The sequence below is a fragment of the Variovorax sp. 10L426 genome (genome assembly GCF_056395305.1).
In genome coordinates, this window is the sequence record NZ_JBFTJF010000011.1 from 13,240 (window position 1) to 36,362 (window position 23,123).

Sequence of the window (23,123 nt, forward strand, 5' to 3'; positions counted from 1 at the left end):
CAAGGTGCCTGCCATGCAGAATTTCGACAACCTCATCAACGGCGAATGGCTGGCCGGCGCCAGCTATAGCGCGAACACCAACCCGAGCAACCTGGCCGACGTGCTGGGCCAGTACACGCAGGGCGACGCGACCCACGTGGACGCTGCGGTCGCGGCTGCCACTGCAGCTTTCCCCGCCTGGTCCACCGGCGGCATCCAGGCGCGCTCCGAAGCGCTCGACAAGATCGGCAACGAGATCCTTGCGCGCAAGGAAGAACTCGGCACCCTGCTCGCCCGCGAAGAAGGCAAGACCAAGGCCGAAGGCATCGGCGAAGCCACCCGTGCCGGCCAGATCTTCAAGTTCTTCGCCGGCGAATGCCTCCGCCTGTCGGGCGAAGTGATTCCCTCGGTGCGCCCCGGCATCGGTGTCGAGATCACACGCGAACCGGTGGGCGTCGTCGGGCTCATCACGCCTTGGAACTTTCCGATCGCGATTCCCGCATGGAAGATCGCCCCGGCGCTGGCCTTCGGCAACTGCGTGGTGCTCAAGCCCGCCGATCTGGTGCCCGGCTGCGCCTGGGCGCTGGCGGAGATCATCAGCCGCTCGGGGATCCCGGCGGGGGTGTTCAATCTGGTGATGGGTCGCGGCAGCGTGATCGGCGATGCGCTGGTCAACCACCCGGGCATCCATGCCATCAGCTTTACCGGTTCGGTCGGCGTCGGCCGTCACATTGCCGTGCAGTGCGCGACAAAGCACAAGAAGGTGCAGTTGGAGATGGGCGGAAAGAACCCGCAGGTCGTGCTGGACGACGCCGACCTGAACCAGGCGGTCGAGCTCAGTGTGCAGAGCGCGTTCTATTCCACTGGCCAACGTTGCACGGCGTCCAGCCGGCTGATCGTCACCGAGGGCATCTATCCCAAGTTCATCGAGGCGATGAAGGCCCGCATGGCGAAGATCAAGGTCGGCGATGCGCTGGCGCAGGGCACCGACATCGGCCCGGTCTCCAGCGAGAGCCAGCTGCGCCAGGACCTGGACTACATCGATATCGGCCAGTCCGAAGGCGCTACGCTCGCCGCGGGCGGTGATCGGCTCAAGCTCGACACCGAAGGCTTCTACATGTCGCCGGCGCTGTTCAGCGAATCTGTGGCGTCGATGCGCATCAACAAGGAAGAGATCTTCGGGCCGGTGGCGAGCGTCATCCGGGTGAAGAACTACGAGGAAGCGCTGGCGACGGCCAACGACACCGAGTTCGGCCTGTCGGCGGGCATCGCGACCACGAGCCTGAAGTACGCGACGCACTTCAAGCGCCACAGCCAGGCGGGGATGGTGATGGTGAACCTGCCGACCGCGGGGGTGGACTACCACGTGCCGTTCGGCGGTCGCAAGGGATCGAGCTACGGCCCGCGCGAGCAGGGCCGCTACGCGCAGGAGTTCTTCACCACGGTGAAGACTGCCTATACGTTGGCCTGACGGGGCGGACGGATTGCGGTCTTGGGGCGGAACGCCTTGCAGACTGCGTCGTTCGTTTCCAGATAGGGGCCGCCGATCAGGTCGACGCAATAGGGCACTGCCGCGAAGATGCCCGGCACTGCCTGCGATCCGTCGGCATTCTTCAGCCCTTCGAGCGTCTCGGCGATCGATTTGGGCTGGCCCGGCAGGTTGATGATCAGGCTCCGGTCGCGGATCACCGCGACCTGCCGGGAAAGAATGGCCGTCGGCACGAAGCGCAGGCTGATCTGACGCATCTGTTCGCCGAAGCCCGGCATTTCCTTGTGGGCCACGGCGAGCGTGGCTTCCGGCGTCACGTCGCGCAGGGCCGGCCCCGTTCCGCCGGTCGTGAGGACCAGCGAACATCCTGCGTCGACCAATTCGATCAGCGCCGCGCTGACGCCGGCTTTTTCGTCGGGAATCAGGCGCGACTCGAAGGTGATGGGGTTGCGCAGCGCGCCCTGCAGCCATTCCTTCAACGCGGGCAGGCCTTTGTCTTCGTAGACGCCGCTCGATGCGCGGTCGCTGATCGAGACGATGCCGATGCGGACCGGGTCGAAAACGGGGGAAGTGGTCACGAATCTTCCTCGCGCACCTGTTCGGCAGCCTCGGCGGCGTGGTCGGCGGTGCCGTGCACGCGCAACTGCTCGCGAACGATCTGGAAGACATCCCGGTAGGCCTTGGCTTGGCGAGGCGCTTCGCCGGGCGGGCCGGCCTTGATGTCCTTGCGCGCCTGGCGCACGAGGGCACGAAGCTGCTGGGCGTCGGTGCCGGGATGGGTTTCGATCCAGCCGCCCAGGGCGTCGTCGTCGGCGATCAGGCGGTCGCGCCAGCGCTCGGCTTCGTGCAGGGCGGCGGTTTCTGCGGCGGGGGCGCGGTTTTGTTCGTCCAGCGCGGCGCGAATCGCGTCGATCGCCGAGGCATCCAGGCCGCGCATCAGCTTGCCGATGAACTGCATCTGGCGACGCTTGCCCTCGAAATTGGTGATTCGCTTGGCATCTTCGACCGCGTCCTTGAGCTTGTCGCTCAAATCAAGCTTGTCGAAGAGACCGGCGCGCAGCGTCAGCAGGTCTTCACCCAGTGCCTGGAGTTCGGCGCTTTCGCGTTTGAGATCGGTCTTGCTCGCCGCGTCGGTGCCTTTGAGCTCGCGCTTGAGCTCGAGGTCGAGTTCGCTGCCTTCGGCGACGAACTGGCCGCGGACGAAGTAGCCTTTTTTGGGTTTGCGGGACATAGATGCAATCGTTGGCCGCACCATGGAGAACGGAGGGCGCAAGTATCATAGCCAACACATGACCACACCATCTTCGCGCGCCGATTCCGGCTTCGCCTATAGCCGCTCCTTCTTCGAAAACCTGGTCGACTCGGCCTTGGCGCACGCCAAGAAGCTCGGGGCGACGGATGCCGGCGCCGAGGCCTCCGAGGGCTGCGGCCTGAGCGTCTCGGTGCGCAAGGGGGAACTCGAAAACGTCGAGCGCAACCGCGACAAGTCGCTGGGCGTCACCGTCTATGTCGGACACCGGCGCGGAAACGCCAGCACTTCCGATTTCTCCGACACGGCCGTGGCGCAGACCGTCCAGGCGGCCTACGACATCGCCCGCTTCACGGCCGAAGACCCCGTCAGCGGGCTGCCTGACGAGGCCGACATCGCCAAGGAACACCCCGACCTCGATCTGTTCCATCCCTGGGACATCACCAGCGAGCGGGCTGCCACGCTTGCGCTGGAGTGCGAAGCCGCCGCCCTGACGACGGACAAGCGCATCACCAACAGCGAAGGGGCGGGCGTCTCGGCGCAGCAGAGCCATTTCTTCAGCGCCCACACGAGGGGATTTCGCGGCGGCTACGCCAGTTCGCGCCATTCGATTTCGGTAGCACCGATCGCCGGCAAGGGCGACGACATGCAGCGTGACGCCTGGTACAGCTCCATGCGTTCCGCCGACGAACTCGCGAGCCCGCAGGCCGTCGGGCGCTATGCCGCCGAACGCGCACTGAGCCGCCTGAAGTCGCGCAAGATCAAAACGACCCAGTGCCCGGTGCTGTTCGAGTCCCCGCTGGCAGCCGGTCTGCTCGGTGGGCTGGTGCAGGCGACCAGCGGCGGTGCGTTGTACCGCAAGAGCACCTTCCTGCTCGATTCGCTGGGCAAGCCCGTGCTGCCCTCGCACATCGATGTTGTCGAGGATCCCCACGTCCTGCGCGGCAAGGGCAGTTCGCCCTTCGACGATGAAGGCGTGATCACGCGCCAGCGCAAGCTGGTCGATGCCGGGCGGTTGGAGGGGTATTTCCTGAGCACCTATTCGGCCCGCAAGCTGGGCATGAAGACCACCGGAAATGCCGGCGGGTCGCACAACCTCACGCTGACGTCCCGACTCACGCAGAAGGAGGACGATCTCGAATCGATGCTCGCCAGACTCGGCACGGGGCTGTTCGTGATCGAACTGATGGGGCAGGGCGTGAACTACGTGACCGGCGACTACTCGCGCGGCGCGAGCGGGTTCTGGGTCGAAAAGGGCAAGATCGCCTTCCCGGTGCAGGAAATCACCATCGCCGGCAACCTCAAGGAAATGTTGATGGGCATCGAGGCCGTCGGTGCCGACGCCTACAACTACGGCGCCAAGACGACCGGTTCGCTGCTCATCAACCGGATGAAGGTGGCGGGGAGCTGAGCTTGGCGCTTGGTGATGCCTGCCCAGCGGGACGGGCGACCCTGTCCGAAGGCGGCGCGAATGGCGGTATCCGCATCGAGGGCGTCACGCTGATGCGTGGCCATCAGCGGGTCTTCGAAGGTCTGACGCTGAACCTCCAGGAATCAAGAATTGGCTTGATCGGCGACAACGGCGCCGGGAAGAGTAGCCTCTTTCGCCTGATCAGCGGGCTCGACCAGCCAAAGCAGGGCCGCGTTGTCGTCCCCGGCCGCGAATCGCCGGGGCACGTCGGGCTGATGTTCCAGAACCCCGACGACCAGATCATCTTTCCGACCGTGGCCGAGGAACTGACCTTCAGCCTCACGGCGCTTGGAGAAACGCGCCAGGCGGCGCGGCAGCGGGTGCTCGACTTCCTTGCCGGGCGTGGGTTGTCGGCCTGGGCCGGGCGCGCCGTCGGCGAACTGAGCCAGGGCCAGCGGCAGCAGGTGTGTCTGCTGGCTCTGCAGATCAGTGAACCGGCCACGCTGCTCCTCGACGAACCCTTCTCGAGCCTCGATCTGCCGAGTCAGGCGCGGCTCGCCGCGCAGCTCGAAGCGTCTCCGCAGCAGATCATCGTATCGACCCATCTGCTCGAGCACGTGCATGGTTTCGAGCGTGTGCTGTGGCTGGATGAGGGTCGTGTGCGCGCCGACGGTCCGGGGCGCGAGGTCTGCGAAGCGTACGCGGCCTACGTGCGCGAGCGCGCCGAGGCGGATCGGGGCAGCCATGCGTAGCCTCTATTCGGCGCAGAGCACCTGGATGCATGCGGTCCCGGCATGGGTCAAGCTCGCGGTGCTGTCGGTCTGCGGCACGATGCTGGTGCTGGTCGAGCGGCCTGTGTACCTGTTCGCCGCCTGCGCGGTGGTGCTGTTGGTCTTCGCCTCGCTCGGGACCCCCGCGTGGCGCCGGGTGCGCATGCTGGGCGGCGTGGCCATTGCCGGGGGGCTGATCGTCATCTTTCACTGGGCGCTTGGCACAACCGTGCAAGGTGTAGTGAGCGCCTTGCGGCTCGCGAGCGCGGCCACGCTCGCGCTGATGCTCACGCTGACTACGCGCTTCGAGGACTTGCTGGCGGTGATGGAGGCCGTCATGCGCCCTTTGAAGCGTTTCGGCGTACCGACCGAGCGTGTCGCGCTCGGCTTGGGCCTGATGCTGCGCTTCGCCGAGAACTTCTACGTTCAATGGCAGCGGCTCGACGATGCCCACCGCGCCCGCACCGGCCGCGGCGGCGGTCTGCGACTGCTGGCGCCGCTGACCATCCGCACCCTCCAGACCGCAGATCGCGTGGCCGATGCCTTGGCGGCGCGACTCGGCAGGTGAGCCATCGAACTCTCTCGAAATCCACTTCCATCAAACTTTATGACCGCAACAACTCCTGCCACCTCATCTTCTCGCTCCCTCGCCTACGTCGCGCTGTTCGCAGCGCTGATGGCGGTGCTTGGCCTGATTCCGAAAATTGACCTGCCGTTTGGCGTGCCCATCACGCTGCAGTCGCTCGGTGTGATGCTGGCGGGCTGCCTGCTCGGGCCGCGCCGGGGGTTTCTCGCGATCGCGCTGTTCCTGCTCGCGGTGGCGCTGGGCCTGCCTCTGTTGCCGGGCGGGCGTGGCGGCTTCTCAGTGTTCGTCGGCGCGACGTCGGGCTTCCTGTTCGGCTGGATGTTTGGCGCTTTCATTTGCGGCCTGCTGATGCGACTGCTGGTGCCTCGCCTGCGCAGCACCACGGGTACCGGCGTGCTTGCAGTCACCTTCTTTTCTTCGGTGATCGGTGGGATCGCTGTGGTCTATGCCTTCGGTATCGTGGGACTTTCATGGGTCGCGCACATGTCGCTGTCGCAGGCGGCGTTGGCCATGCTGATCTTCATTCCTGGCGACCTGGTCAAGTGCGGCATCTGCGCCATGGTCGTGCAGACCGTGATGCGCGGCATGCCGAGTTGGCGGCTCGGGCGTGATTGACGCGAATGCGCTAGCGGACTGCGCGCCGTTTGAATACGGTGGTTGAAACGTAGTCCTTGCGCGGGCCGCGTACCGTGTGGCAGATGACGAAGGTCCCGTCGGCCAGAAAGCGGTAGTCGCTGTCGTAGACGTCGGGCGCGCACAGGTGCGTGGCCGAGCCGGCGAGCGCATCGCGATCGCGGATGAGCTCGATACGGTGGAAGAGCCTGGGCGGCTCTTCGGCGAAGAACACCAGGAAGCCGTGTGGGGCGCGCTCGAAGCGATATTCGCGGTGCGCGTCGAACCCCTTGCCGTCCGAAAGCTGGACGCGGCCTTCTTCGCGGTATCCCAGCGTGTTGGGGTCGTGACGCCTGAACTCGGCGATGCCCGTCATCGTTGCCTGGCTTTCGATGGTTCGCCTCAGATCCCAGGCACCTTCCAGCCCATCGAAGAGGGCGTCCACACCGCCCCAACGGGTCCGCAGGTCCTTGGTCACACTACGCAAGGGCGAGGCGCTGCCGGACTTTGGTGATCGTCCGGACGTAGGGCTCTGCGAACGAATCGAGCGGCGCGTCGTGCGACAACCAGCTGAAGCTGAAGATGAGCCCGTCTTCTTCCGGGCTCCCCGAGGCAACGTGGTCGAAGGTCTCAGGCAACACCCCTTGCGAGCGCAGCAGGAATAGGTGCCACAGCTGGGGATGCCGGTGCCTGTTGCCTTCGATGCCGGCTTCGCAAAAGCGGTCGATGGTCCCGAGCGAAAGTAAATCGCCGGTGTAGTTAATGCCGGACTCTTCCAGCAATTCGCGGCGCACGGCGTCTTCCGGCGCTTCGCCGGGCTCGATGGTGCCCTTGGGCAACTGCATGCCCCGGTCCTCGGGATGGTGGAAGACCAGGAGCCGGCCCCGATCGTCCACCAGGCAGGCGCAGGCCTTGAGGACGGGACGCACTGTCACGCTCAGGCGCCCGAGAGCGCGGCCTTCACGGCAGCGCTGACCTGGCCCATGTCGGCCTTGCCTGCAAGGCGCGTCTTGACCACGCCCATGACCTTGCCCATGTCGCCCGGGCCCTTGGCGCCGAGTTCGGCAACGATGGCTTTCACTTCAACGGCCACTTCGTCGGCGCTCATGCGCAGTGGCAGGTAGACCTCCAGCACCTTGATCTCGGCGGCTTCCTTGTCGGCGAGATCGGTGCGGCCGCCCTGCGTGAACGCGGCGACCGAGTCCTTGCGCTGCTTCACCAGCTTGTCGACGATCGCGACCACGGCGGCATCGTCGAGCTCCACGCGCTCGTCGACTTCCTTCTGCTTCATGGCTGCAAGCAGCAGGCGGATGGTGCCCAGGCGCTCTGAGTCCTTGGCGCGCATCGCGGTCTTCATGTCTTCGGTGATCTGGTCCTTGAGACTCATGGCTGGCTTTCGTTGGCGGTCAAAAAACAAAAAGCCGCGGCAGGTATTCCTGGCGCGGCTCGGAAGCGGCTGAACCGGACGCTGGCATGGGCCAGCGCTGCGGGTGATCAGTACAGCTTCTTGGGGAGCTGCATGCTGCGCACGCGCTTGTAGTGGCGCTTGACGGCGGCTGCCTTCTTGCGCTTGCGCTCGGCGGTCGGCTTTTCGTAGAACTCGCGGGCACGCAGGTCGGTCAGCAGGCCGAGCTTTTCGATGGTGCGCTTGAAGCGGCGCAGCGCGACGTCGAACGGCTCGTTTTCTTTTACGCGGATGGTGGTCATTTAAAAAATTGGGTCTGTTGAATTTGGCCTGGGGAAGATCGGGCCCCTGGCCGGGGTTCCTCAACTGAAAATGGAGTAGGCCGTTGAGGGGAGGCCAAAGTTAGCCGGGCATTATAGCGTCAGCTTTGTGATCCAGCGCCAGTGCCTGCGCGCAGGCATGCGCACTGGCCCAGGCCCACTGAAAGTTGTATCCGCCCAGCCAGCCGGTGACATCGACCACTTCGCCGATGAAATACAACCCAGGCTGCTTCGATTCCATGGTTTGCGACGAGAGATCGCGCGTGTCGACACCACCCGCCGTGACTTCGGCCTTTTTGTAACCTTCCGTTCCGCTTGGTGTGATTTGCCAGCGGGCGATCCGGTCGGCCAGCGCCGCCAGTGCGCGATCGGCGGCTTCATTGATGGGGCGTTGCAGGGCCGGGTCCTGGTCGACCCACGCGTCCGCAAGGCGCGAGGGCACCAGCGTGGAAAGTTCATTGCCGATTCGCTTGCGCGACCGTTGCTTGGCTTCAGCGAGGGCGCCGGCGACATCGATGCCCGGCGCGAAATCGATCGTGAGTGGTGCGCCGGCGCGCCAGTAGGTCGAAATCTGCAGCACGGCCGGACCGGACAGTCCGCGATGCGTGAAGAGCAGGTCTTCGACGAAGCTCATGCGTTCCTTCTTGCTGCCGGTTTCGATCCGCACGGGCAAGGCGAGGCCGGCCAGTCCGGCATAGGGCTCCCAACCTTCGCCACCGAAAGTGAGCGGAACCAGCGCGGGCCGGGGCGTGACCACGCGCAGGCCGAACTGCGTCGCGATCCGGTACCCGAAGTCGCTGGCGCCGATCTGGGGGATGGAAAGCCCGCCGGTAGCGATCACGAGTCGTGGCGCGCGCACTGCGCCGCGACGGGTCTCGATCTGGTAGCCGCCATCGTCGGTGTGGGCGATGGCGCCGGCGCCGCACGGTTGCCAATGCGCGACGCCTCCGGCGCTGCACTCGGCCAGCAGCATGTCGATGATCTGCTGCGACGGGCCGTCACAGAAGAGCTGACCCTTGTGCTTTTCGTGAAAGGCAATGCCGTGCCCCTGGACGAGATCGATGAACTGCTGCGGCCCATAGCGGGAAAGGGCGGAGCGGCAGAAGTTGGGGTTGTCGCCGATGAAGTGCCGCTGTGGCGCACGCACGTCCAGATCGCGATTAGTGAAGTTGGCGCGTCCGCCGCCGGAAATCCGAATCTTCTCGGCGATGCGCTCGTTGTGGTCGAGGAGCAGCACCTTCAGGCCGCGCTGGCCCGCCAGGGCGGCGCAGAACAGGCCGGCAGCGCCCGCACCGATGACGATGGCGTCGAACGAACTCAACGCCCGCCGCCTGCGATCTGAATGGATTCGACCGCCATCAAGTGCCGAAGCGGGTCACTGAAGTCCCGACCGCAGCCAGGCCCTGCAACACATCGCCCACGACGATCACGGACGGGCTCGCGAGGCCGGCGTTGGCGAGGTCCGAACGCAGGCAGGCCAGCGTGGTCGTGATGTGCCTTTGCTGCGGCAGGCTCGCGTGCTGGATCACCGCCACCGGCGTTTCGGCGGGGAGGCCGTGAAGCAACTCGTTCTGGATGTGCGCAACGCCCGTGACGCCCATGTAGATCACGAGCGTGAGGCGCGCATCGCGCGCCGTGGTGGCGAGCTGGCGCCAGTCGGTCGGGTGCTCACCGGCTGAATGCCCCGTCTTCGCGTGGCCGGTGACGAACACCACGCCCTGTGCGTGGTCGCGGTGCGTGAGCGGCACGCCGAGCGCGGTGACAGCGGCCAGTCCGGCCGTGATGCCGTTGACGACGCGCGCCTCGATGCCGGCTTCTCGCAGGTGCTCGACCTCTTCGCCGCCGCGTCCGAAGATGAAGGGGTCGCCACCCTTGAGGCGTACGACGGTCTCGCCTTCGTGAACGGCAGTGATCATGAGCCGCTCGATGAACGCTTGCGGCGTGCTCCGGCAACCGCCGCGCTTGCCGACATGCACGATGCGTGCGCCAGGTCGCGCATAGGCCAGGATCTCTTCGTTGACCAGGTCGTCGACCAGCAGCACTGTCGCTGCCTGGATGGCCTTGACCGCCTTGATGGTGAGCAGTTCAGGATCACCGGGGCCTGCGCCGACCAGGGTGCAACTGCCGTGATGGGAAGGGGTGCTCATGGGGTCTCCGTCTCTGGCGTCTTTTGCGCCGCCTGTGCCAGCTGTGCCAATTGCACGATCTGCGCCACCTGTTGCGCGATGGCGTCCGGCACCGGCGCTTCGCCGACCAGTACGCGGCGCGTGTAGGCCGTCGTGGTTGCGATGTCGATTTCGGTGGGCAGGCCAGGCACCTCGGTTTGCGTGCCAGGCTGCTGCGCCTGCAACGCGATGTGCCGGCCGTGCACGAATCCGTCGACCTGCGCGGTGCGGCGCGGGTCGGCTGCGCTCTCGCCCTCCAGACCGCGTGAGAGCAGGGCGGTCATGCCCATCAGTTCGAAGGTCGCGGCCATGGATCGCGAGTATTCAGGGTGTGTGTAGCTGCCGACCACCACGCACTCGCCCACGCTCGGTTGCATCAGCTTGACCACGCTGTGGCCGGGATTGCGCAGGCCGACGACACGGCGCACGTCGAGGAGTCGCTTGAGGCCGGGCGACAGCAGTTCTGTGGGCGCGAAGACGACCTCGCCATTGCCGATGGGCCGGATGGCCCGCAGCGCGGGCACATCCAGCGCTGCGAGCACGTTGGAAGCCAGGACGCGCGTCGATTCCGTGGCCGCGCCATGCACCACGACTGGCAGGCCTTCGCGCGCCAACAGCAAGGCGAGCAGCGGCGTGAGCACCGGTAGCCGACGCGCGCCGTTGTAGCTGGGCAGCACCACCAGCGGCCGGTCGGTCGCCGGAAAGCGATCGAGGCGGGCATGCGTCGCGTCGAGGAAGCCCGCCATTTCTTCCGGCGTCTCGCCCTTGATGCGCATCGCGAGGCAGAAGGCGCCCACCTCCAGATCGGTCACCGTGCCGTCGAGCACCTGGCCGAAGAGGTCGCGGGCTTGCTCACGGTCGAGCGGCTTCGCACCGCGCGCGCCGCGACCGATTTCCTTGATGTATTGGCTGATTCCCATAGGTGGCCGGATTGTCCCGCATGACTTATGCCGCAATGGGGGTGCGCTTATGCCCCGTTGCGCAGGTGGGTTTATCGCTGTCGCCGCGTGGAGGCTCATGACGCCGCCGCCAGCACCGACCCGGAGGCCGCGCGCACCATGCGTTTGAGTTCGGGAATGCAAGACCCGCAGTTGGTGCCGCATTTCAGTGCGCCCTGCAGGCCGGCGAGTCGCTCGACCTCCGAGCCGGCGGAGGATGCAAGATGCTCTCCGATGGCGGTTTGCGTGATGCCGAAGCAACTGCAGATGACTTTGCCGCGAGCCGCCACACCGCCGGGCGGTGCCGAGCCGGGCCGCAGCAGTTGCCGGCCGTAGGCTTGAGCCGGCAGCCGGTCCTGCAGCAATGCCTTGATCCAGACCTCCGCCCGGGTGTCGCCACCGAGCAGGAATCCTTCGAGGTAGGCGTCCGCGCCGTTGCGCGCCAGGCGTACCGCGCGGCGCTGTCCGCGCTTTGCATCGGCATAGCGCAGGGTGTCGGCGCTGGTGAGCGCGAGCAGCGCTTCCATGCGCGAAAGGACAGCGTCAGGCGGCGCCTCGTACGCCGCGGCGCGGAACAGCACGCCCGTGCGGTCGGGCCCCGCGCCGTCGAGCGCGGCACCGGTGCCGAAGGGCACGCAACTCGCGAACGGAAAAGACGACATCAGGCCGCGAAGTTCGGCGGCGACGACCAGCGCCGCGTCCTGCGGCAGCCATGCGGCGGCAAGCAGTGTCCAGGGCAACTCGGCCTTGAGGATCTTGACCGCCGCGTGCTTGAGCTCCGGCTGCTTCGAGTCGGGGCAGAAGCTCGCCGTCGTCAGCGCGTTCACGCCCGCAAGCCGTGTGCCGGTGCTGGACGAGCCGCTCAGGTATTCGCCGCCCCAGTGCATTGCAATGAATGCCTGGCTCAGGCCCACCTCGGCGCTGGTCGCGACGGGCACCACGATCGAGCCCCGGCGCGATGTCACGTGCACGAGATCGCCCTCGGCCAGTTGGCGGCGGGCCATGTCCTGTGGATGCATCTGCACGGTCGGCTCCGCAACGTGGCCGAAGAGCCTGCCCAGCGTGCCGGTGCGGCTCATCCCGTGCCACTGATCGCGCAGGCGGCCGGTGTTGAGCGAGAAGGGGTAGCGCGCCTCGCGGGCCTCGGTCACCGGCTTGTAGGGCGTGTCGACGAAGCGGGCGCGGCCATCGGGCGTCGGAAAGATGCCGTCCTCATAGAGCCGTGCGCTGCCCTCGGTCTCGCCTTCGCGCAGAGGCCATTGCTGCGGCGTGGCTTCGAGCATCGCGTAGCTCATGCCGGTGATGTCGAGGTCACGGCCGCGGGTGGTCTCGCGGTGTTCGTTCCAGACCGATTCGGCGTCGGCGTAGGGAAAGAGTGTGCTGCCTGTGCGCCCCAGGCGTTCCTCGAGGCGGCGCGCGAACGCCACGCCGATGCGCCAGTCGTCGCGTGCTTCGCCCGGCGCCGCGACGGCCGGCCGCACCCGGGATATGCGCCGCTCGCTGTTGGTGACGGTGCCTTCCTTCTCGCCCCAGGTGGTGGCCGGCAGCAGCAGGTCGGCAAAGTCGCAGGTGGCAGTCGTCGCGAACGCTTCCTGCACCACGACGAACTCGCAGCGCTCGAGCGCGCGGCGCACGGTCGCCTGGTCGGGCATCGATTGCGCCGGGTTGGTGCAGGCGATCCAGAGCGCGCGGATTTCGCCGTCGGCGGCGGCCTGGAACATCTCGACCGCGGTCTTGCCCGGCCGATCCGGCACGTCGTCGACGCCCCACAGCGCAGCCACCTCGGCGCGATGCTGCGGATTGGCGAGGTCGCGATGAGCGGAAAGCAGATTGGCCAAGCCGCCGACTTCGCGCCCGCCCATGGCGTTGGGCTGGCCGGTGAGCGAGAAGGGCCCGGCGCCGGGTTTGCCGATCTGCGCGGTCGCCAGGTGCAGGTTGATCAGCGCTGCGTTCTTCGCGGTGCCGGACGAGGACTGGTTCAGGCCCTGGCAATAGAGGCTCAGCGTCGCGGCGGAGGTCGCAAAAAGACGGGCTGCCTGCAACAGATCGTCCTTGGAGATGCCGCAGACTTGCGCCACGCGATCGGGCGTGCAGTCGCGTACCGTGGCCTTGAGCGCATCGAAGCCGCTGGTGTGATCGGCGATGTACCGCGCATCGGTCCAGCCTTCCCAGAGCATCAGGTGCAGCATGCCGTTGAAGAGCATCACGTCGGTGCCCGGCTGGATCGGCAGGAACAGGTCGGCTATCTCCACCGTGTCGGTGCGGCGGGGATCGGCCACGACGATCTTCATCGCCGGGTTGGCCGTCTTCGCGTCTTCGATGCGCCGGAACAAGATCGGATGCGCCCAGGCCGTGTTGCTGCCGACGATGAACAGGCACTCGGCGTGCTTCAGGTCGTCATAGCACGCGGGCGGTGCATCGGCGCCGAGCGTCTTCTTGTAGCCGGCGACCGCGCTGCTCATGCACAAGCGCGAGTTGGTGTCGATGTTGTTGGTGCCGATGAGGCCCTTGGCGAGCTTGTTGAAGACGTAGTAGTCCTCCGTCAGCAACTGTCCCGACACGTAGAAGCCCACCGCATCGGGGCCGCTTTCGCCGATCACCTGCGCAAACTTCTCCACCGCCACATCGAGCGCGCCATCCCAGCTGATGGGTTCGGGCGCACCGCCGCGCGTGGCGCGCTGCAACGGCCGCAGCAGACGCGTCTGCATGGTGACCGCGGCACTGGCCGTCAAGTGCAGTGTCGAGCCCTTGGTGCACAGGCGGCCGAAGTTTGCGGGATGCGCGGGGTCGCCGCGCACGCTGGTGATCTGCGCGCCATCGGATTCGATGATCACGCCGCAGCCCACGCCACAGTAGGGGCAGGTCGAGCGTGTTTCGTTCATGGCGGCTCCTCAGGCCTCGACGGTTCGCCTGGGACCGGCCGCGGGACGAGAGAGATCGGTGGCGTGCGATTCGAGTTCGCCCGCATCGAGGTGCACTACGCCGTCGGCAACTTTCACCGCGAAGCGCGGCGTGCAGCCTTCGTCCGGCGACTTCGCGCAGCCGTCGTCGAGACCGATGGCCCAGTTGTGCAGGGGACAGGCCACGCTGGTGCCGAACACGATGCCCTGGCTCAGCGGACCGCCCTTGTGCGGGCAGCGGTCGAGCAATGCGAAGACCTGGTTCTCGGAATTGCGGAACACCGCGACATCGAGGCCCTCGGCACGGCTGACGCGACGCGCGCCGAGCACGGGGATGTCGTCGACGCGGCAGATCACTTTCCATTCACTCATGATTTCCTTTCCTTCAGGCCGTCTGCGCGGCAGCGGCAGTGGGCTCGACGACGGCCACGGGCTTGAACTGCCGCACGTCCACGGATGCCTGGCTCGACTCGAACCACGGATCGGGTTCGCCGTCCAGCGCGAACTGGAGCCGCTCCCACAGGGTCTTGCGGCCCTCCGCGTCCTCGAGGATCTTCTTCTTCACGTAGTCGAGGCCGACGCGTCCGATGTAGTGCACCGTGCGCTCCAGGTACCAGCCTTCCTCGCGGTAGAGCTGCAGGAACGCGCCCGCGTACTCCATCACTTCCTCGGACGTCTTCACCTTCACGAGGAACTGCGCGACCTCGGTCTTGATGCCTCCGTTGCCGCCCACGTAGATTTCCCAGCCCGAATCGACGCCGATCACCCCGACGTCCTTGATGCCCGATTCAGCGCAATTGCGCGGGCAGCCCGACACCGCGAGCTTCACCTTGTGCGGTGCGTACATCGCCCACAGCGCGCGCTCCAGGTCCTTGCCCATCTGCGTCGAGTCCTGCGTACCGAAGCGGCACCACTCGCTGCCCACGCAGGTCTTCACCGTGCGCAGCGACTTGGCGTAGGCAAAGCCGGACGGCATGCCGATGTCCTTCCAGACGTTCTCCAGGTCTTCCTTCTTCACGCCGAGCAGGTCGATGCGCTGGCCGCCCGTGACCTTGACGGTGGGAATCTTGTACTTGTCGGCCGCGTCGGCGATGCGGCGCAGTTCATCGGGCGTGGTGTGGCCTCCCCACATGCGCGGGATCACGGAATAGGTGCCATCGCGCTGGATGTTGGCATGGCTGCGCTCGTTGACGAAGCGGCTCTGCGGATCGTCCTTCGCCTCCTTGGGCCAGGTCGAGATCAGGTAGTAGTTGATCGCCGGGCGGCAGGTCGCGCAGCCGTTGGGCGTGCGCCAGCCGAGGTTGCGATACACCTCGTCGTGCGTGAGGTAGTGCTCCTTGCGGATCGCATTGCGCACGTCCTGGTGGCTGACGTCGGTGCAGGCGCAGACGGCCTTCTTCTTGGGCGTGGCGGAGTAGTCGCCGCCGGCCGTGAACATCAGGATCTGCTCGACCAGTCCGGTGCACGAGCCGCACGATGCGCTGGCCTTGGTGTGCTTCTTGACCTCTTCGAGCGTGAAGAGTCCCTTGTCCTTGATCGCCTTGCAGATGGTGCCCTTGCTGACGCCATTGCAGCCGCAGACCTCGGCATCGTCCGGCATCGACGCGGCCTTGCTGTGGCCTTCGTGGCCGGTGTCGCCGATGTTGGATTCGCCGAACATCAGCTTGTCGCGGATGTCGTGCACGCTGCGGCCGTCACGCAGCAACTTGAAGTACCAGCTTCCGTCGACCGTGTCGCCGTAGAGGCAGGCGCCGACCAGCTTGTCGTCCTTGATCACCAGCTTCTTGTAGACGCCACCGAAGGGATCGCTCATCACGATCTCCTCGGTGCCTTCGCCACCCATGAACTCGCCGGCGGAGAAGAGGTCGATGCCCGTGACCTTGAGCTTCGTCGAGGTCAGCGAGCCCATGTAGCGGCCGATGCCGAATTGAGCCAGGTGATTCGCCGCGACCTTGGCCTGCTCGAAAAGCGGCGCAACCAGCCCGTAGGCGATGCCGCGATGCGCCGCGCATTCGCCGACCGAGTAGATGCGCGCATCGGTCACGGTCTGCATGGTGTCGGTGACGACAATGCCGCGGTTGATGTGCAGGCGCATCTTCTCGGCCAGCTCGGTGTTGGGACGGATGCCGACGGCCATGACCACCAGGTCGGCGGCGACCTCGGTGCCGTCCTTGAAGCGAATGGCGGAGACCCTTCCTTGTTCGTTGCCCACGAGTTCCTGGGTTTGCGCGCCGATGAGGAACTTCAGGCCGCGGTCTTCGAGCGACTTCTGCAGCAGCTTGCCGGCCACGTCGTCCAGTTGCCGCTCCATGAGCCACGGCATGACGTGCACCACGGTGACGTTCATGCCGCGCAGCATGAGGCCATTGGCCGCTTCGAGACCCAGCAGTCCACCGCCGATGACGACCGCGTTCTTGTGCGTGCGTGCCGTCTCGATCATGTAGTCGGTGTCGGCGATGTCGCGATAGGCGATCACGCCTTTCAGATCCTTGCCGGGGACCGGCAGCATGAAGGGATTGGAGCCGGTGCACATCAGCAGGCGGTCATAGGCCGCTTCGGTGCCGTCCTCGGCGCGAACGATCCGCTTGACGCGATCGACTTCTGCGACTTTCTTGCCGGCATGAAGGGTGATGTTGTTCTCGGCGTACCACTCCCAGCTGTTGAGAACGATCTCGTCGACCGTTTGCTCACCCGCGAGCACCGGCGACAGCAGGATGCGGTTGTAGTTCGGATGCGGCTCCGCGCCGAATACGGTGATGTCGTAGAGGTCGGGCTCGATCTTGAGCAGTTCCTCGATCGTGCGCACGCCGGCCATGCCGTTGCCGACCATCACGAGTTTCATTTTCTTCATGGGGTGGGACCTTTCGTGGATTCAATCAAGCGAGGGACCCAAGGCGCGCGTGGAGAATCGCGCCATGAGCTTTGAAGTGGACATTGGCTACAGCAGCCAGCGCGGGCCGCGCGAGGTCAACGAGGACTTCGCCGGCGCGGTGCATGCGCCGCAGGGCGAGGAAGCACGCGGGCTGATTGCGGCCATAGCCGACGGTGTGTCCACCGGTGGACGCGGACTCGAGGCCGCGCAGACCACCGTGATGGGACTGCTGGGTGACTACTTCGCCACGCCCGACACCTGGGAGCCGACGGCGGCGCTGGACCGGCTGATCGGCGCGCAGAACGCATGGCTTGCCGATCACAACCGCCGCCGCCAGGGTGGCGGCACCGCGCTCACCACGTTGACCGCGCTGGTGCTGCATGGACAGAGCTACACGCTCGCGCACGTCGGCGACACCCGCGCCTGGCGAGTGCGCCAGGACGTCGAACCCATGCCGCTGACGCAGGACCATGCCTTCGAGCACCCCGACCTGCGCAGCCGGCTGACGCGCGCGATCGGTCTCGACGACCAGGTGCGCGTCGACTACGTGCAGGGCGATGTGCGCGTCGGCGACTGCTTCGTGCTCAGCTCCGACGGCGTGCACGGTGTGCTCAAGGCGCAGCATCTGGCGGCCCTCGCGCTGCAGGGCAATGCGGGAGAGGCCAGCCATGCGCTGGTTCAGGCCGCGCTGGCGGCAGGGTCGCGCGACAACGCCACTGCGCTGGTGATTCGCGTCATCGGGCTGGATGCCCGTCAGCTGGACGATGAAATGGGCGACGTGCGTCGGCTGGCTCCGCCGCCGCTGCTGAAGGTGGGTGACGTGCTCGACGGCTACGTGATTACCGCGCGAGTAGCCGATACCGGCGTGCATGTGCTCTATCAGGCGCGTCGACCGGAGACCCGAGCCCTGGTCACCCTCAAGACCTTGCATCCGTCGCGGGCCGGCGATCCACAGGAGCGCGCGATGCTGGCACACGAAGCCTGGCTGGGACTTCGCGTCAACGCTCGCGCCGACAGCGGCTTCGTGCGCGTTCACGAGCGTGCGGAGGATGCCAGCGCGCTCTATACCGTGTTCGATTGGCATGGCGGCCGCACGCTCGAGCAGATGCAGAAGGATGGCCGGCGCGGCGCTGTGGCAGAGGTCGTGGCCGCGGCCATCGAAGTGACCCGCGCGCTGGGTCGGCTGCACCGCCACGGCGTGGTGCATCGCGACATCAAGCCGGGCAACCTGCACCTTGGCGACGATGGGCGCTGGCGCATCCTCGACCTGGGTGTTGCGCTGTCCGGGCGCGAGAGCGCGGCGCAGCGCGAACTGCATGCCGGCACGCCCAGCTATATCAATCCCGAGCAGTGGGAAGACGAGGGTGCCGACGCGGCAAGCGATCTGTTCGCGTTGGGCGTCACGCTCTACCAGTGGCTTGCCGGGCGCTTGCCCTATGGCGAGATCGAGCCCTATCAGGCTGCGCGCTACCGGCGCGACCCGGCCGCGCTGTCGCGTATCCGGCCGGATGTGCCGATGTGGCTCGACCATCTGGTGCGCAAGGCTGTCGCGCGCGATCCGCGGCAGCGTTTCGAGACGGCCGAGGAGTTGCTGCTCGCGCTCGAGCGGGGCGCGTCTCGTCCCGTCAGTGCGCCGAGCGCCACGCCGCTGGTTCGCCGCGACCCGGCTGCGCTCTACAAGATCGCGCTGGGTGTTTCGCTGCTGCTCAATGTGTTGTTGGTGGTGTGGCTGCTCTTCTTGCCGAAATAGGCACACCCCCAGGGTCGCGCACTTCGTGTCGCTCTCCACCCCCTTGCAGGGGGCAATACCGGCGGCCCGGCGGAGCCGGTTCCGCGGTATTCCTGGAACTAGGACTTGCGGGGTCATGCGTTGCGGGCCTTGGGGGCTTTGGTGGTGCTGGGGCGGCGAGGTGTGACCGGCGGCTGTGCGGCATCGCGGGCGCGGCCGCCTTTTTCGGCCCAGGTGCGGGTCCAGCGGATTTGCATCACGCGCATGACGCCGAGCATGACGAGCGACAGTGCGGCGAAGAAGACGAAGCCCCAGGCATAGCTGCCGAGATATTGCTTCGACAAGCCCATCGCGTTGGGTACCAGGCCACCGCCGAGCGCGCCGATCTCGCCGATCATCGAGCCGGCCACCGCGGTGCTTGCCGGCCAGCGGAGCGGCACGAGTTGGAAGAGTGCGCCATTGCCAGCACCCAGTGCGGCGAAGCAGGTGATCAGCAGGAGCGTGGTGAGCGTCAACGATGCCGACGACGCGCCGACCAGCACCAGGCCGATCGCCACCACGAGCAGGACCAATGTCAGCGTGTTGACGCCGCCCCAGCGGTCGGAGATCCAGCCGCCGATCACGCGTACGGCGGCACCCATGAAGGCGGCCAGCATGGTCAACTGTCCGGCCTGCACCTTGCTCACGCCGAACTGGTCGTAGTAGTAGGAGGGCAGGAAGGTCGTGAGGCCGATGAAGCCGCCGAAAGTCACGCCGTAGATCAGGCTGAACACCCATCCGTCCTTCTCGAACAGGCAGGCGATGTGTTCGCGGAAGCTGGCATGGCTGTCGATGTCGGGCGGCTCCTTGGCGAACACGATCATCACGATCATCGGCACGAGGATCGCGATGGCTGCCACACCGTACACGCTCTGCCAGCCCAGCCATTGGGCGAGTGGCGGAGCCACCAGCACCGACACCGCGGTACCGACGTTGCCCGCACCCACCAGTCCCATGGCGAGGCCCTTGTGCTGCGGCGGGAACCAGCCCGACCCCAGCGAGAGCGCGACGCCGAAGCTCGCGCCCGCGATGCCCAGGAGCACCCCCATCGCGAGCAGATCGTTGAAGCTGTGCACCATGAAGAAGCCGAACAGCATTGCGACGGCAATGAGCCCCATCTCGACCAACGTCGCATGCTTGCGGCCGATGTATTGCGACAGGATGCCCAGCGGGAAGCGCATCAGCGCACCGGCAATGATCGGCACCGACAGCATCAGGCCCTTCTGCGCCGGCGAGAGGTTGAAGCTTTCGCCGATGAACGGTGCCATCGCACCGTTGAGCACCCAGATGCAGCACGAGAAGGCGAAGTACAGAAAGGCCGCGAACAACGTCGGGCCGTGGCCTGAGCGAAGGAAGGTCTTGAAGCTGGACATGGCTTTCAATGCGAAATGCCGCGGCGCGGCCGTTGGCGGGCCGTGTCATCGGACGGGGTTGGGGCGGTGTGCCGGCAGCGAACGCTGACGGCGTGAGGGGTGTGCCCGGCGGTTGCAAGACCGGGCGGCGTGCAGGTGTCTGCCGCTTCACCAAAGCGGTGCTTCGTTACACCGCGAGCCATGTCACGCAAGAGCTGTGCCACCGCGCGACGGCGCCGCTGGCCTATGCTTCCGGTTGCTGTTTGAAGCTCGCCGTGAACCCTCTTCTTGTCGTCCTGCCCCACGAAGCCACCGACCTTGCATTGCCCGAGGTGCTGCAGCGCGCACTGGCTGGCATCGATGCTTCGGCCGTTGCGCGTGCGACGTCCCTCACGATGGCGTCGCAGGCCCAGTTGCTCGTGCCTCGGGAGATCGTGATCTGCGTGAAAGTGGCGGCGCAGGATCTTTTCGATGTGCTGCAAGCCTGGTCGGGCACGCCGCCGTGTCCGCTGAGCCTCGTCTCCGCACCGCTGGATCGCCAGTCGCACGAGAAACTCGCGGCGCTCGGCGTGCACGCATGGGAGTCGATCGAGGCGCTGACTGCGCAGTCCCTCGATGCGTTGCTGGGCCGCGCGCACGCGCGCTGGCAGCGGGAGAGAGGACTGCGCACCGAACTGGATGCACTGCGCACGCGCCTGGACGAACGCAAGTGGATCGATCGCGCCAAGGGCCTCTTGATGTCCGCACGCGGCATCGATGAGGACGAGGCCTTCGGTCTGCTGCGCGGCGCGGCCATGCATGCCAACCTGCGCCTCGGCGAAGTCTCCCGATCCGTGGTCGAGGCTTCGCGATGGGCCGATGCGATCAATCGCGCCGGGCAGTTGCGCATGCTGTCGCAGCGGCTGGTCCGCGTGGCGGCGCAGGCGCTGGCGGGCATCGACGCGCGGCGCGCGCGTGTCTTGCGCACGCAATCGGCCGAGCGGGTGCAGGACAACCTGGATCATCTGGCCGCACTCGAACTGGACGAGGCCGGTGCGCGGAGCCTGTCGGATGTGCGCCTGGCCTGGAAAGGGCTGGAGGCGGCACTCGCCGCGCGCCTCGCGCCGCGAGCGTTGATGGATATCGATGCACGTGCCTGCGAACTGCTCTCTGCCGCCGAGGCCCTGACAGGTGCACTGGAGGCCTCCGGCGCGCGACGCGCGCTGCGCATCGTCAACATCTGCGGGCGCCAACGCATGCGCGCGCAACGGCTCGCAAAGGACGCGTTGCTGGCGTCGACCTTGTCGCAAGAAGCCACGCGCGATCGCCTGGCGCCGACGATGGATGCGTTCGAGTCCGCATTGCTGGAACTCGAGCGCGCGCCCTTGAGTTCACCCGAGATCCGGACCGCTTTGGTGGCCGCGCGGGACGAGTGGCTGCAACTGGTGCGCGGCGTGCGCGACGTCGAGAGCGCCGAAGGGCGCGCCGCGCTGGTGCGTTCCAGCGATGCGCTGGTCGACACCTTCGACCAACTCACTGCCTCGTACGAACACAGCCTGCAGGTCATCATGTCCTGACTCCGGCGTGAGTGGTTCGCCGCCGTGTCGACTCAGGCGGCAACCTTCTCCACGTGCGCCTGGCGCGTGTAGAGAAAGTCGATGACGGCCTTGCGCGCATGCACGTAAACCGGGTCTTCGGCCAGTTCGACGCGATTGCGCGGGCGTGGGATGTCGACTGCCAGCACTTCGCCGACGGTCGCGGCAGGCCCGTTGGTCAGCATCACGATGCGGTCGGACAGCAGCACTGCTTCGTCCACATCGTGCGTGACCATGACGACCGTGCTGTGCGTCTTCTGCACGATGGCGAGCAATTCGTCCTGCAGCTTGGCGCGCGTCAGCGCATCGAGCGCGCCAAAGGGCTCGTCCATCAGCAGCACCTTGGGTTCCATCGAGAGCGCGCGGGCGATGCCCACGCGTTGCTTCATGCCGCCGGAGATCTCGCCGGGGCGCTTTTGTGCGGCCGCACTCAGACCAACCAACGCGAGCGCCGCTTCGGTGCGTGCCTTGAGTTGCGCCTTCCCTTCGGTCGACGCGAACACGCGCTCGACAGCGAGGTATACGTTCTCGTAGCAGGTCAGCCAAGGCAGCAGCGAATGATTCTGGAACACCACTGCACGCTCAGGTCCCGGACCTTTGATCTCGCGGTGGGCGCACACCAGGGCGCCTTGCGTGGGCGCAGCGAGGCCGGCGATGAGGTTCAGCAGCGTCGACTTGCCGCAGCCCGAGTGCCCGATCAGCGTGATGAACTCGCCCTTGGCCACGCTGAGGTTGATGTCGCGCAATGCGAGGAAGCTGCCCTTCGCCGTCTTGAATCGCTGCTCGACGCCCTGGATCTCGATGTACTTTTTGTCATCATTCATGACTTCACCTCTTCGAACGTGAATGCCGTGGCGATCTTGATGAGCGCAAACTCGAGCACGAGGCCGACGATGCCGATGACGAAGATCGCGATGATGATGTTGGCGACGTTGAGGTTGTTCCACTCGTCCCACACCCAGAAGCCGATGCCGACACCGCCAGTCAGCATCTCCGCCGCGACGATCACAAGCCACGCAGTGCCGACGGCGAGCCGCACGCCGGTCAACATGTAGGGCAGCACGGCGGGGAAAAGGATCTTGGTGAAGATCTTCCATTCGCTGAGGTTCAGCACTTTCGCGACGTTCATGTAGTCGCTCGGCACGCGCTGCACGCCCACGGCGGTGTTGATGATCATCGGCCAGATCGAGCAGATGAAGATCGTCCAGATCGCCGCCGGATTGGCACCCTTGAACACCAGCAGACCGATCGGCAGCCAGGCCAGCGGGGAGACCGGGCGCAGCAGGCTGATCAGCGGATTGAACATGCGCGAGAGGAATTCGAAGCGGCCAATCGCAAAGCCCGCGGGAATGCCCACCGCCGCCGCGAGACCGAAGCCGAGCGCGACGCGTTGCAGCGACGACAGCACGTTCCAGCCCACGCCTTGGTCGTTGGGGCCCTTGCTGTAGAACGGATCGCTGAACACCGTCACTGCCTGCTGCCAGGTTGTGAGCGGCGAGGGAAAGCCGGTGGTGCTCTTCATCGCGACCAGTTCCCATATCAGGATCAGCAGCGCGATGCCGAGTACCGGCGGCAGAACGCGCAACCACAGCGCGTTGAAGTCGCGTGGTGCGCGAGGCTCGGGTTCGGCCTGTCGGGCAAGGGCCACGGGCTTGGTCGCGACAAGGCTCTTCGCAGTGGCCGGCGCAGCGGGACGGGCATCGAGAGGGGAATGAAAGACAGCGCTCACCATG

At 66.3% G+C, this 23,123-nt stretch carries 22 protein-coding genes; 7 read left to right on the plus strand and 15 right to left on the minus strand.

The window, feature by feature from the left end:
* Positions 1-13: 13 nt before the first annotated feature.
* Complete coding sequence (locus AC1DHL_RS16840; RefSeq protein WP_478105353.1) at positions 14-1,450, plus strand: aldehyde dehydrogenase family protein; 1,437 nt, start codon at positions 14-16, stop codon at positions 1,448-1,450.
* Here the strand turns inward: AC1DHL_RS16840 and mog are convergent.
* Together mog and yjgA are read right to left on the minus strand one after the other, a co-directional pair.
* Positions 1,435-2,046, minus strand: coding sequence for a molybdopterin adenylyltransferase (gene mog / locus AC1DHL_RS16845; protein WP_478105351.1), 612 nt, complete (start codon positions 2,044-2,046; stop codon positions 1,435-1,437). The two genes, AC1DHL_RS16840 and mog, sit on opposite strands and share 16 nt — an antisense overlap.
* On the minus strand, positions 2,043-2,699 hold the full coding sequence (gene yjgA / locus AC1DHL_RS16850) for a ribosome biogenesis factor YjgA (RefSeq protein WP_478105349.1): 657 nt from the start codon (positions 2,697-2,699) through the stop codon (positions 2,043-2,045). The genes mog and yjgA overlap by 4 nt, the downstream gene beginning before the upstream one ends.
* Before the next feature lie 58 nt (positions 2,700-2,757).
* Between yjgA and pmbA the strand changes: the two genes are divergently transcribed.
* The 4 genes from pmbA to AC1DHL_RS16870 all read left to right on the plus strand — a co-directional run bounded on the left by pmbA (position 2,758) and on the right by AC1DHL_RS16870 (position 6,099).
* Positions 2,758-4,128, plus strand: coding sequence for a metalloprotease PmbA (gene pmbA / locus AC1DHL_RS16855; protein ID WP_478162702.1), 1,371 nt, complete (start codon positions 2,758-2,760; stop codon positions 4,126-4,128).
* Positions 4,129-4,220: 92 nt separating this feature from the next.
* Positions 4,221-4,880 (plus strand): energy-coupling factor ABC transporter ATP-binding protein, encoded by a 660-nt coding sequence (locus tag AC1DHL_RS16860; protein ID WP_478105379.1) that lies wholly within the window; start codon positions 4,221-4,223, stop codon positions 4,878-4,880.
* Positions 4,873-5,466 carry an energy-coupling factor transporter transmembrane component T family protein gene (locus AC1DHL_RS16865; RefSeq protein WP_478162703.1) on the plus strand — a complete coding sequence of 198 codons (594 nt, stop codon included), beginning with the start codon at positions 4,873-4,875 and terminating at the stop codon, positions 5,464-5,466. Before AC1DHL_RS16860 ends, AC1DHL_RS16865 begins: the two co-directional genes overlap by 8 nt.
* 39 nt (positions 5,467-5,505) lie before the next feature.
* Entirely contained in the window at positions 5,506-6,099 is a 594-nt protein-coding gene (locus AC1DHL_RS16870) for a biotin transporter BioY (RefSeq protein WP_478105343.1), read from the plus strand.
* 10 nt (positions 6,100-6,109) lie between these two features.
* Here the strand turns inward: AC1DHL_RS16870 and AC1DHL_RS16875 are convergent, their stop codons facing one another.
* From AC1DHL_RS16875 to nirB, 10 genes are all read right to left on the minus strand, one after another.
* Complete coding sequence (locus tag AC1DHL_RS16875) at positions 6,110-6,574, minus strand: DUF6314 family protein (RefSeq protein ID WP_478105377.1); 465 nt, start codon at positions 6,572-6,574, stop codon at positions 6,110-6,112.
* Between the two features lies 1 nt (position 6,575).
* Entirely contained in the window at positions 6,576-7,031 is a 456-nt protein-coding gene (locus AC1DHL_RS16880; protein ID WP_478105341.1) for an NUDIX domain-containing protein, read from the minus strand.
* 2 nt (positions 7,032-7,033) lie between these two features.
* Positions 7,034-7,483: a GatB/YqeY domain-containing protein gene (locus AC1DHL_RS16885; RefSeq protein WP_478105339.1), complete on the minus strand. Its 450-nt coding sequence runs from the start codon at positions 7,481-7,483 to the stop codon at positions 7,034-7,036.
* Positions 7,484-7,590: 107 nt separating this feature from the next.
* Positions 7,591-7,803 carry a 30S ribosomal protein S21 gene (gene rpsU, locus AC1DHL_RS16890; protein WP_007833691.1) on the minus strand — a complete coding sequence of 71 codons (213 nt, stop codon included), beginning with the start codon at positions 7,801-7,803 and terminating at the stop codon, positions 7,591-7,593.
* Positions 7,804-7,903: 100 nt separating this feature from the next.
* Positions 7,904-9,142 (minus strand): BaiN/RdsA family NAD(P)/FAD-dependent oxidoreductase, encoded by a 1,239-nt coding sequence (locus tag AC1DHL_RS16895; protein WP_478162704.1) that lies wholly within the window; start codon positions 9,140-9,142, stop codon positions 7,904-7,906.
* Positions 9,143-9,179: 37 nt separating this feature from the next.
* Positions 9,180-9,968, minus strand: coding sequence for a uroporphyrinogen-III C-methyltransferase (gene cobA, locus AC1DHL_RS16900; RefSeq protein WP_478105335.1), 789 nt, complete (start codon positions 9,966-9,968; stop codon positions 9,180-9,182).
* Complete coding sequence (ybiB, locus tag AC1DHL_RS16905; RefSeq protein WP_478162705.1) at positions 9,965-10,906, minus strand: DNA-binding protein YbiB; 942 nt, start codon at positions 10,904-10,906, stop codon at positions 9,965-9,967. Before ybiB ends, cobA begins: the two co-directional genes overlap by 4 nt.
* Before the next feature lie 95 nt (positions 10,907-11,001).
* Positions 11,002-13,806 carry a nitrate reductase gene (locus tag AC1DHL_RS16910; protein ID WP_478162706.1) on the minus strand — a complete coding sequence of 935 codons (2,805 nt, stop codon included), beginning with the start codon at positions 13,804-13,806 and terminating at the stop codon, positions 11,002-11,004.
* A 9-nt stretch (positions 13,807-13,815) separates the two neighbouring features.
* On the minus strand, positions 13,816-14,196 hold the full coding sequence (nirD, locus tag AC1DHL_RS16915; protein WP_478105329.1) for a nitrite reductase small subunit NirD: 381 nt from the start codon (positions 14,194-14,196) through the stop codon (positions 13,816-13,818).
* Between the two features lie 13 nt (positions 14,197-14,209).
* Complete coding sequence (gene nirB / locus AC1DHL_RS16920; protein ID WP_478162707.1) at positions 14,210-16,675, minus strand: nitrite reductase large subunit NirB; 2,466 nt, start codon at positions 16,673-16,675, stop codon at positions 14,210-14,212.
* A gap of 64 nt (positions 16,676-16,739) precedes the next feature.
* Between nirB and AC1DHL_RS16925 the strand changes: the two genes are divergently transcribed.
* On the plus strand, positions 16,740-18,446 hold the full coding sequence (locus AC1DHL_RS16925; protein WP_478162708.1) for a bifunctional protein-serine/threonine kinase/phosphatase: 1,707 nt from the start codon (positions 16,740-16,742) through the stop codon (positions 18,444-18,446).
* Between the two features lie 113 nt (positions 18,447-18,559).
* Here the strand turns inward: AC1DHL_RS16925 and AC1DHL_RS16930 are convergent, their stop codons facing one another.
* Positions 18,560-19,837 carry an MFS transporter gene (locus tag AC1DHL_RS16930; protein WP_478162709.1) on the minus strand — a complete coding sequence of 426 codons (1,278 nt, stop codon included), beginning with the start codon at positions 19,835-19,837 and terminating at the stop codon, positions 18,560-18,562.
* Between the two features lie 254 nt (positions 19,838-20,091).
* Between AC1DHL_RS16930 and AC1DHL_RS16935 the strand changes: the two genes are divergently transcribed.
* Positions 20,092-21,372: an ANTAR domain-containing protein gene (locus AC1DHL_RS16935; RefSeq protein ID WP_478162710.1), complete on the plus strand. Its 1,281-nt coding sequence runs from the start codon at positions 20,092-20,094 to the stop codon at positions 21,370-21,372.
* A 32-nt stretch (positions 21,373-21,404) separates the two neighbouring features.
* Here AC1DHL_RS16935 and AC1DHL_RS16940 read toward each other — a convergent pair whose 3' ends face one another.
* Entirely contained in the window at positions 21,405-22,214 is an 810-nt protein-coding gene (locus tag AC1DHL_RS16940; RefSeq protein ID WP_478162711.1) for an ABC transporter ATP-binding protein, read from the minus strand.
* Positions 22,211-23,122, minus strand: a complete 912-nt coding sequence (gene ntrB / locus AC1DHL_RS16945) for a nitrate ABC transporter permease (RefSeq protein WP_478162712.1) — start codon at positions 23,120-23,122, stop codon at positions 22,211-22,213. The genes AC1DHL_RS16940 and ntrB overlap by 4 nt, the downstream gene beginning before the upstream one ends.
* Between the last annotated feature and the right edge of the window lies 1 nt (position 23,123).

Coding starts and splice junctions, on each gene's coding strand:
- AC1DHL_RS16870 (WP_478105343.1), top strand. CDS start 5,506: ATGACCGCAACAACTCCTGCCACCTCATCTTCTCGCTCCCTCGCCTAC.
- yjgA (WP_478105349.1), bottom strand. CDS start 2,699: ATGTCCCGCAAACCCAAAAAAGGCTACTTCGTCCGCGGCCAGTTCGTC.
- AC1DHL_RS16865 (WP_478162703.1), top strand. CDS start 4,873: ATGCGTAGCCTCTATTCGGCGCAGAGCACCTGGATGCATGCGGTCCCG.
- ntrB (WP_478162712.1), bottom strand. CDS start 23,122: ATGGTGAGCGCTGTCTTTCATTCCCCTCTCGATGCCCGTCCCGCTGCG.
- AC1DHL_RS16840 (WP_478105353.1), top strand. CDS start 14: ATGCAGAATTTCGACAACCTCATCAACGGCGAATGGCTGGCCGGCGCC.
- AC1DHL_RS16930 (WP_478162709.1), bottom strand. CDS start 19,837: ATGTCCAGCTTCAAGACCTTCCTTCGCTCAGGCCACGGCCCGACGTTG.
- AC1DHL_RS16860 (WP_478105379.1), top strand. CDS start 4,221: ATGCGTGGCCATCAGCGGGTCTTCGAAGGTCTGACGCTGAACCTCCAG.
- rpsU (WP_007833691.1), bottom strand. CDS start 7,803: ATGACCACCATCCGCGTAAAAGAAAACGAGCCGTTCGACGTCGCGCTG.
- nirD (WP_478105329.1), bottom strand. CDS start 14,196: ATGAGTGAATGGAAAGTGATCTGCCGCGTCGACGACATCCCCGTGCTC.
- cobA (WP_478105335.1), bottom strand. CDS start 9,968: ATGAGCACCCCTTCCCATCACGGCAGTTGCACCCTGGTCGGCGCAGGC.
- AC1DHL_RS16910 (WP_478162706.1), bottom strand. CDS start 13,806: ATGAACGAAACACGCTCGACCTGCCCCTACTGTGGCGTGGGCTGCGGC.
- nirB (WP_478162707.1), bottom strand. CDS start 16,675: ATGAAGAAAATGAAACTCGTGATGGTCGGCAACGGCATGGCCGGCGTG.
- AC1DHL_RS16925 (WP_478162708.1), top strand. CDS start 16,740: ATGAGCTTTGAAGTGGACATTGGCTACAGCAGCCAGCGCGGGCCGCGC.
- AC1DHL_RS16940 (WP_478162711.1), bottom strand. CDS start 22,214: ATGAATGATGACAAAAAGTACATCGAGATCCAGGGCGTCGAGCAGCGA.
- pmbA (WP_478162702.1), top strand. CDS start 2,758: ATGACCACACCATCTTCGCGCGCCGATTCCGGCTTCGCCTATAGCCGC.
- ybiB (WP_478162705.1), bottom strand. CDS start 10,906: ATGGGAATCAGCCAATACATCAAGGAAATCGGTCGCGGCGCGCGCGGT.
- AC1DHL_RS16885 (WP_478105339.1), bottom strand. CDS start 7,483: ATGAGTCTCAAGGACCAGATCACCGAAGACATGAAGACCGCGATGCGC.